The sequence below is a fragment of the Porphyromonas sp. HMSC077F02 genome (genome assembly GCF_001815465.1).
Classification (GTDB): Bacteria; Bacteroidota; Bacteroidia; order Bacteroidales; family Porphyromonadaceae; genus Porphyromonas_A; species Porphyromonas_A somerae.
Genome location: NZ_KV820673.1, coordinates 41,995 through 51,274 on the forward strand (window position 1 = coordinate 41,995; position 9,280 = coordinate 51,274).

A 9,280-nucleotide genomic window follows, 5' to 3' on the forward strand; every position below is an offset into this window, starting at 1 on the left:
TCCGAAAGCAACGCAGCAGATCGCCTTCGTGCAAGAGTCTCTGATTACTTCGCAGAGCTATAATAGGCATCATCTGGGATGTAAGTCATCTCCTCATCTACGCCTATTCTCTGCCACTGAATACCGATTCTATTCCAGAAGGTTGGCCAGCCACCTTCGATGCGACCGATACTTACCACCTTCACCTTGTGCAGACCTTGTGCCAAAGCGATAGAGGTATCGTGGCGTGGCGTCTTCGTCACCTCACCCTCGTTATCAATCACTAGCTGATCATCAATCCACACCTTGTGGTGGAGCGAGCTCAGTCTATAGACGGCATCCTCTGGGAAGTTGATATAGCCCTCATAGATAGCACCGTAGTGGTTTACATTGCTCATCAGGTGCTCTAGTCTACTCTCCTTGTAGAAAGGCAGACCGCACTCCGACATCTTACCACCCTCCAATACTCTGAGGCTGTCAGCAGGGAAATCAAGTACATCCTCCACACTTTTGAAGCGGTGATCCGCCCTATAGCTAAAACGAATGCCAGGTTTGTATCCCTTGTCACCAGCCTGAGCTTCGGCAGGGGCAAAGGTCTGACGCAATACCTTAATCGTACGAACTGGGCTCATGCTACCACCCAATACCACAGAGCGAATCTTCAGCTCGGCATCCTCATTAAACGTTAGTGGCTCACTATAGGTGATACCATTCTTGAGCATAGGCTCCGAACCATCCAGAGTGTAAATGATCTTATCCACGCTATTAGTGGTGGTAAACTTAAGGGTTACAGGGTCTACAAACGCTACGGTATTAAGGCTACCACCCTCCTGCTCTGGTTGTGGGATATAGTAGCGAATATCGTGGTAGTCCAGTCGCTTTTGCATATTCTGTACCCTGCGCTCAAAGTCAGCAAAGTCCTTCTTCTCAAGAGGAGTCCAAGCCACTTCAGCAACAGCTAGCATACGTGGGAAGGCGTGGTACTCTACCTGCCAAGGCTCGTAGAAATACTCCGACCAATGGTTGCCCTGCACACCTAGTACATGGTGGCGCTTATCGGCATCAATCGCCTCAGGGATAGGATTGTACTTGTACACCTTATCCAGCGTAGAGTATCCACCAATCGCTTGTGGCTCAATATGGTAGTCGCCCTGATAGTGGTCGTGATAGAGCCCCTCACTGCTAGGACACATAATCACATCATGACCCATATTGGCAGAGGTGATACCGCCCTTTTCGCCCGTCCAGCTCATCACGATGGCACTTGGTGCCAGCCCACCTTCGAGGATCTCCTCCCAGCCAATCATCTTCTTACCATGGCTCAGTACAATCTCCTCAATACGATGGATAAAGTAGCTCTGTAGCTCATACTCATCCTTCAGCCCCTCAGCCTTGATGCGGGCTTGGCACTTAGGGCACTTTGCCCAAATACGCTTAGGTGCCTCATCACCACCAATGTGGATATACTCGCTATCGAAAAGCGGAATAATTTCATCGAGGATATTCTTCGCAAACTCAAAGACTTCGTCGTTACCGGCACAAAGCACCTCGTCCGAAACGCCCCAGATATTTCTCACCTCGTAAGGGAAGTCCTTACCCCAGCAACCTAGCTCTGGATAGGCAGCAAGTACCCCCACGTTATGACCAGGGAACTCAATCTCGGGCATCACCACTACATAGCGAGCCTTGGCATAAGCTACAATATCCTTGATCTCCTCCTGAGTGTAGAAGTAAGGTCCATAGGTTGAGCCATCACCCTCAATACGCTTGCTAGCGATCTCAGTAAGGCGTGGGTACACCTTGCTCTCAATACGCCACCCTTGGTCCTCAGTGAGGTGCCAGTGCATCGTATTGATCTTGAGCATCGACATAATATCTATCAGCTTCTTCGTCTCCTCCACCGTGATGAAGTGCCTACATGGGTCGAGGTGCATTCCTCGGTAGCCAAATCGAGGCTCATCCTTGATCGATACATAAGGTAGTGTCCACGCTACATTACGCACCACCTCAGGGCTCTCAATCTCAGCTGGGAGCAATTGTAGCAAGCTCTGCAACCCCCAGAAGATACCACGAGGCGTCTGCCCCTGAATTTTGATCCCCTCCTTCGAGACCTCCAGGATATAGCCCTCAGCATTAGGTACCACATCAGCCCCAACGATCTCGAGTGCGATCTCCTGCTTAGGATTCTTGCTCTCACCGATGATTTGCAAATTAAAGCCGGTAGAAGTCTTCACCTTATCAGCGAAAAACTTAGCTACCTCGGTTAGTTCCCCCTCTGGAGCCACAAAGGAGATGTTTTTACTCAGGGTAAAACTGCCCTCCTCCTGCACCTCCATCTCCCGAGGCATCGGAATGATATGCGTCCCCTCATTGTAAGGGTGCTCTACCATCACCTCATCTCCGCAACCTACCAACCCTAGTCCCATCACAAGGGTCAGTGCCAGCCACACTACTTTCTTCATAAATAATAATCTTTAAGTGAATAGTTACACGACAAAGTTACCAATTTAATTGCCAATCAACTATTGGGAAAAAAGAGTATCTTTGTGGCATAACTAATATAAAACATAAGACGCTATGGAGGTAAATCAAACAACAGAAATGTCCACCAATCCCAATGGTGGCGATAAGAAGTCAACAGGATCCATATCCTTCGTGATTAAGACCCTCATCATAGGGCTACTGTGCCTACTACTATTGATTCCACTAGCATTCCTAAATGGGCTAGTCGACTCACGTAAGCGGGAGGGCGAAAAGGTAACCAGTGAAATCACCTCGCGCTGGGGGAAAAGTCAAAACCTAATGACGCCCCTCCTTGCCATCCCCTACAAGCCAAATCCAGCAAAGGCCGAGGAGACCTATCTCTACCTCATTCCCAATGAGGTGACCGCAACCGCTACCCTCGAGATAGAGAATCGACACAGAAGCATCTACCAGGTACCTGTCTATACCGCACACACCGAGGTCAAGGGGACTTGGCTGAAGCAAGATATTCAGCAGGCACTCTCGGAGGTGAAGGGGAGCTACGACCTCTCTCGAGCCGAGATATGCTACTCTATCAGCGACCCCACCGGTTACAAAGATCGGTGCCAGCTACAGGTCAATGGGCAGGCACTGAAGGTCAAAACAGAGATGGCACTCACCCTAGTGAGCTACATAGATGACGACGTCTACAACACTCCTCCCTGTGTAGTGGCCTTCAACGAATATGTAGGGGAGGGTGGAGAAGGTGGCGCACAATCGGCAAGCTACCCCCTCACCGAAGAGGAGCTGAGCGACCTCTCCTTCCAGCTTAAGCTAGAAATTGCCGGAAGCAAATACTTCGGAATCCTCGCCAATGCCAATAATGCCACCACACTCATCAAAGGCAATTGGCCCGACCCCTCCTTCCAAGGAAAGAGACTCCCTACCGACTACCAGATCAGTAAGAATGACTTCGAGGCCACCTGGAATACCTTTTACGAGGAAAGCTGTATAATAGGGGATGAGGCGTTACCTAGTCTCTACAAGAATAGCCACTTTATCAGCTTCCTCAACCCCGCCGACCATTATGCCCAGACCTCGCGAAGCGTCTCCTACGGCATCTTGATCATCGTCCTCACCCTATTATCGGTATTTCTGATGGAGCTATGGCTACGCCAGAAAGGTAGGAGTATCAATATTCTGCACTACCTACTCACTGGCATCTCACTAGTACTCTTCTATACCCTACTGCTCTCCTTTAGCGAGCTGATAGGCTTTAGATGGGCTTATCTCATTGCCAGTATCATGACCGTTGGGCTCAATACCATCTACTTCCGGCTCATTCTCAAGGATCGCAAAATGGCAGCACTACTCTGTGGTATCATGACACTTCTCTACCTGACCGTCTTCGTACTACTGCAGATAAAAGTCTACGCACTGCTCATAGGTAGCTTAGTCCTCTTTATCATCCTAGCCATCGTGATGTACACCTCCGTAAAGGTAATGCACGATTAATCTGCCACTAAGTGGCTACAGACAGAGCGTTGATGGTCTACATAACCAAGTAGATCATCAACGCTTTTGGTAGATGCCCATCAATGGTAAAGAGTACCTTCGACCCATAAAAAACAGTTATCCTAATTCCTTATAGGGCAAATATAGCTTTATTTTCAGGACCTCCGCGAGGAGGTCCGACGGATCCTAGCCCCCACGTCGGAGGGGCGTTAGCCCCGAACGACTGGGGGATTAATGGTCATTTTTCCCTATCCCACGACCCCTTGCGGGTCGGACAACCGCATCAGATTAATTCTGGAATGGGTTGTCCGACCCGCATGGGGTCGAATGGTGGGGGTGGGTCGGTTTTTGGCCCCCTAGTCATCGGCTCTACGAGCTCGACTAGGGGCTATGATCCGTCTGACCTCCCACGAGGGGAGGTCATTCATGGTAAGACCCTCTAATGCGTAACTCTGAAAGAGTGCCCTATTTCTTAGCGTTGTCTGCTAGATAATTGGTATCTTAGCCATCTAAAACAGATAATAATCTTTAGATAAAAACAACAAGATGAGCAACACAAAAAAGAGCGTGCTACTGACCGGTGCCGGCGGTAGTATTGGACGAGAGATAGTGAAGCAACTAGTAGCGAGTGGGCAGTATGAGCTGCGGGTCTTTGACCTCGACAACCCTCGCAACCGAGAGTTCTTCGACCGTTACGAAGGAGCTCTAAAGGTATATTTTGGCGACATCACCAATCCAGAAAGCTTAGTGGCACCCACCACGAATGTAGATGTAGTATTGCACATGGCTTCTGTGATTCCACCCCTGGCACACGACCGACCAGAGCTAGCTCAGAAGGTTAATGTAGAGGGCACGAAAAACCTGATCAATCAGCTTGAGCAGCACTCCCCCAACGCCTTTATCGCCATCGCCTCGAGTGTCGCCACTTACGGCGACCGTCTGCTCGACCCTTACATCAAAGTCTCCGACCCCCTCACCCCTGCGGAGGGCGACAACTACGCCGAGACCAAGATCGCTATGGAGCGGCTGGTACAAGAGAGTAAGCTTCGCTGGACCATCTACCGCCTTGCAGCGATTATGGGTGTCGGCAACCACCACGTAGGTAAACTCATGTTTCGGATGCCCCTAGAGCAGATTATGGAGATCGCCACCCCTCGTGATACCGCAAGAGCCTTTGTATATACTCTAGAGTACCTAGATAAGGTGGAGGGCAAGATATTCAACCTCGGCGGAGGTGCTGAGTGCACTACCACTTACGGTGAGTTTTTGGCCAAAAACTTTGAGCTCTTTGGCTTAGGAGCACTAGACTTCCCTTCTCACGCTTTTGCCACCAAAAACTTCCACTGCGGCTACTACGAGGATGGGCAGGAGCTAGAGGATATTCTCCACTTCCGCAGAGACACCCTCACCGACTACTACCAGGCGGTAGGGAAGAGCATCCCTTGGGTGGCTCGAGTGGTAGCAAAGGCAACACGCAAAATCGTGAAGAGCTATCTCCTCTCCAAGAGCGAGCCCTACAAAGCATGGGTGGAGCAAGATGAAGAGGCGATGCAGCTTTACTTCCGTGAGCCAGAAGATAAATAACATACTATAAATCTATAACCCATTCATCTATTATGTCAATCAAAAAGCTACTCCTAGTAGGAGCTACCAGCCTACTAGCCCTTTCGGCTCTAGCACAGAGCCACGAACCTCGCTGGGTGCGGCAAACTGCCCTAAGCCCCGATGGGAAGGAAATCGCCTTTACCTACATGGGCGACCTCTACACGGTGCCAGTATCTGGTGGATTAGCCAGGCAGATCACCTCTCACCCCGCTTACGACCAAGCACCCGTTTGGAGCAAAGATGGGCAAAAGCTCGCCTTTGCCTCGGATAGAGAGGGCAACTTCAATGTCTATATCACCTCACGTATTGGAGGAAATGCCACCAGAGTGACCCTCGGTAGCACACGACAGATCCCAGTTGCCTTTCTCGATGATGAGACCATCCTCTTTGATAGCTACATTCGCCCTGCCAAGGAGATGGGGCTCTTCCCCTCAGGAATGTTCACCCAGCTTTATCAGCAAAAGATATCGGGTAGCCGGCCCAAGATGTTCTCGGCTATCACGATGATAGAGCCCTCAATAGGTGCCGACGGACGCATTCTTTACACGGACCTCAAGGGGTACGAGGATAAGTTCCGAAAGTACCACACCTCCTCTGTCACTCGTGATATTTGGCTCTACAATCCTACCGATAATAAGCACCAAAAGCTCACCACCTTCAAGGGTGAAGACCGCAATGCCCTTTGGCTTCCTGGGCAAAGGGAGTACCTTTACACCAGCGAGGCTGATGGCACACTCAATATATATAAGGGGAGCCTAGAAGGAAAGGCACCAGTACAGCTGACCCACTTCGAGAAGCACCCTGTGCGCTATATGAGTATAGACGGGAGGGGCAACGTGGCCTTTTCGTGGAATGGAGAGCTCTACTATATGCCACTTGGTGGGGAGCCTACCAAGGTGGCGCTGCAGGTAGTCGCCGACTACTCCAAGCCTGAAGTGGAGTATCGCACCATTACCCGAGGGGCGACTGACTACGCATTATCTCCCAATGAAAAGGAGGTGGCCTTTATAGTCCGTGGCGATGTCTTTGTCACCAATATCGAATACGGCACCACTCGCCGCATCACCAATACCCCCGAGCAGGAGAGAGACCTCACCTGGAGCCCGGATGGCCGAAAGCTAGTCTACTCTGCCGAACGAGGTGGACAGTGGAATCTCTATATGACTGAACTGACGAGGGAGGCGGATAAGGAGTTTGTCTACGCCAAGGAGTTCAAGGAGACACAGCTCACCAATAATACCGAGCTACCTTCGTTCCAGCCTGTATTTAGCCCCGATGGCAAAGAGATCGCCTTCCTACGTGATCGCTCGGCTATCTACGTCCTCAACCTCGCCAGCAAGGCAGAACGAGAGGTGATGAATAAGAAGTACCAATACTCCTACTCCGATGGCGACCAAGACTTCGCTTGGAGCCCCGATAGCAAGTGGATCATCACAGAGTATATTGGCATCGGTGGGTGGAATAATAAGGATGTGGCCATCATCAAAGCCGACGGCAGTGGCACTACCCACAATCTCACCGAGAGCGGTTACTCAGAGGGTGCAGGTCGCTTCGTACTCAATGGCAAGGGCATCATCTTTGCCTCCGATAGAGCCGGTTACCGTAGCCATGGTAGCTGGGGAGCTGAGTACGACCTCTACCTCATGTTCTTAGACCAAGAGGCTTACGACGCATTTATCCTCGATAAGGAGGAGCGTGAGAAGTTGCTACCAAAGAAGGAGGAAAAGGACGACGACAAGAAAGAGGATAAGAAAGGTAAGAAGGATAAAAAGGCAAAGGAGGAGACCAAAGTGGTCGCTCCACTTACCTTCGACCTCGCTCAGCGCGACTACCGCACGGTACGCCTTACACGTACTAGCGGTTTCCAAAGCGACTTTGCTATGAATCCTAAGGGCGATAAGCTCTACTACCTCGCCTACTTCGACGATGCCACTAACCTCTACGAGATGGATCTGGCCGAGAAAAAGACGGAGATGCTACTCGCCGACGTGGGCAATGGCCTGCTAGAGATGGGCAAGGATGGCAAGACCCTCTACCTATTCTCTGGCAAGGGAATGTACAAGATTGAGGGCAAGAGCAAGACCCCTATCACCTTTGCTGCAAAGTTTGAGTACCGTGGTGCTAAGGAGCGTGAGTATATGTTCGACCACGTGGTGAAGCAGGTGGCGAATAAGTTCTACGATAAGGACCTTCACGGCGTTGATTGGCAAGGCTATGCCGATAACTATCGTGCCTTCCTCCCTGAGATCAATAATAACTACGACTATGCCGAGATGCTCTCCGAGCTACTCGGTGAGCTCAATGCCTCTCACACTGGGGCAAGATACGGTGGTCGCCCTGCTAATAGGTCAACCGCTTCGCTCGGACTATTCTACGACGATAGCTACGAGGGGGTAGGCGTGAAGATCGCCGAAGTGATCCCTGGTGGCCCAATGGACAAGGCGAAGTCTATAGCTAAGCCAGGGGTGATCATCACCAAGGTGAATGGCGAAGAGATCGCCTCCGATAAGCCGATTGAGTACTATATCAATGGGCACGCTGGTGAGTGGATGACGCTTACCCTCAAGGGTGCCGACCAAAAGGAGGTGGAGGAACAGGTACGGCCGACCTACCGATGGGAGGAGAGTGAACTACTCTACCGCCGTTGGGTAGAACAGCGTGCTAAGATGGTAGAGGAGTGGAGCGGTGGCAAGATTGCCTACATTCACGTGGAGGGAATGGATAGCCCCTCTTTCCGCAAGACTTTTAAGGATCTACTCGGTAAGTATCGCCATTGCGACGCTGTGATCATAGATACTCGCTTCAATGGCGGTGGCTGGTTGCACGAAGACCTCGTTACCCTACTTACGGGCAAACTCTATAGCAAGTTTGCACCAAGAGGGCAGTTCATTGGCAATGACCCATTTGCACAGTGGACCAAGCCCTCGGCCGTGTTGATGAGCGAAGGCAACTACTCCAATGCCCACGGCTTCCCATGGGTTTATAAGACCCTCGGTATTGGCAAACTGATAGGTGCACCAGTACCTGGAACTATGACTGCCGTATGGTGGGAAACTCTTGTAGACCCATCACTCGTATTTGGTATCCCTCAGGTCACCGTAACAGATGTCAATGGCAATGCACTTGAAAATCACCAGCTTGAGCCGGATATTCTCATCTACAACACTCCTGAGGAGGCTCAACGCAATTACGATGCTCAGCTCAAAGCAGCAGTGGATGAGCTGATGAAGAAGTAACTAAACACCAACCCATAATGGCCGAAAGGTGGAGCTACCTCTGTGTGGCTCCACCTTTCTTTATTGAAGGGGCTTTATCTGGGGGGGGGTACCTTTTTTCGGACAAGTCGGACAGGTCAGACAAGTCAGACGAGTCGGACGCCCAAATAGATAAGTGATAGATGGTAGTGTGTAGTATTTCAGGAATAGAGGACACGAAGTGTCTACTTTTTCAGGAATAGCGAATAATTGGTGTACACCATATCAGGGATACTTACATCAAATTAGCGATTAAAAGGACTACCGCATCGACCTCATATTCCGCACGCGTGCGGAATGGATTCCGTAGCCCTGCGGAATAGATTCCGTATGCGTGCGGAATAAGGGGTTGATAGGGTCTCCCCAAATGACGCAAGTAGCATTCCTATTAAATTTGTCCGACCTTCCACAAGGGGAGCAGGGGTCACGTATTAGAAAGAGTCTTACCATGAATGACCTCCCCT

General features: G+C 50.6%; 4 protein-coding genes. 3 read left to right on the forward strand and 1 reads right to left on the reverse strand.

The window, feature by feature from the left end; genetic code table 11:
- Window positions 1-44: 44 nt before the first annotated feature.
- The gene (locus tag HMPREF3027_RS05480) at window positions 45-2,441 is read right to left on the reverse strand and encodes a family 20 glycosylhydrolase (RefSeq protein ID WP_070707545.1); all 2,397 of its coding nucleotides are present in this window, start codon (window positions 2,439-2,441) and stop codon (window positions 45-47) included.
- A 115-nt stretch (window positions 2,442-2,556) separates the two neighbouring features.
- On the opposite strand from HMPREF3027_RS05480, the gene creD reads away from it, so the two are divergent.
- The 3 genes from creD (at window position 2,557) to HMPREF3027_RS05495 (ending at window position 8,798) form a co-directional block, all read left to right on the forward strand.
- Window positions 2,557-3,957, forward strand: a complete 1,401-nt coding sequence (gene creD, locus HMPREF3027_RS05485; protein WP_070707546.1) for a cell envelope integrity protein CreD — start codon at window positions 2,557-2,559, stop codon at window positions 3,955-3,957.
- 546 nt (window positions 3,958-4,503) lie between these two features.
- The gene (locus HMPREF3027_RS05490; protein ID WP_070707547.1) at window positions 4,504-5,541 is read left to right on the forward strand and encodes an NAD-dependent epimerase/dehydratase family protein; all 1,038 of its coding nucleotides are present in this window, start codon (window positions 4,504-4,506) and stop codon (window positions 5,539-5,541) included.
- A 32-nt stretch (window positions 5,542-5,573) separates the two neighbouring features.
- On the forward strand, window positions 5,574-8,798 hold the full coding sequence (locus HMPREF3027_RS05495) for a S41 family peptidase (protein WP_083317528.1): 3,225 nt from the start codon (window positions 5,574-5,576) through the stop codon (window positions 8,796-8,798).
- Window positions 8,799-9,280: the final 482 nt, after the last annotated feature.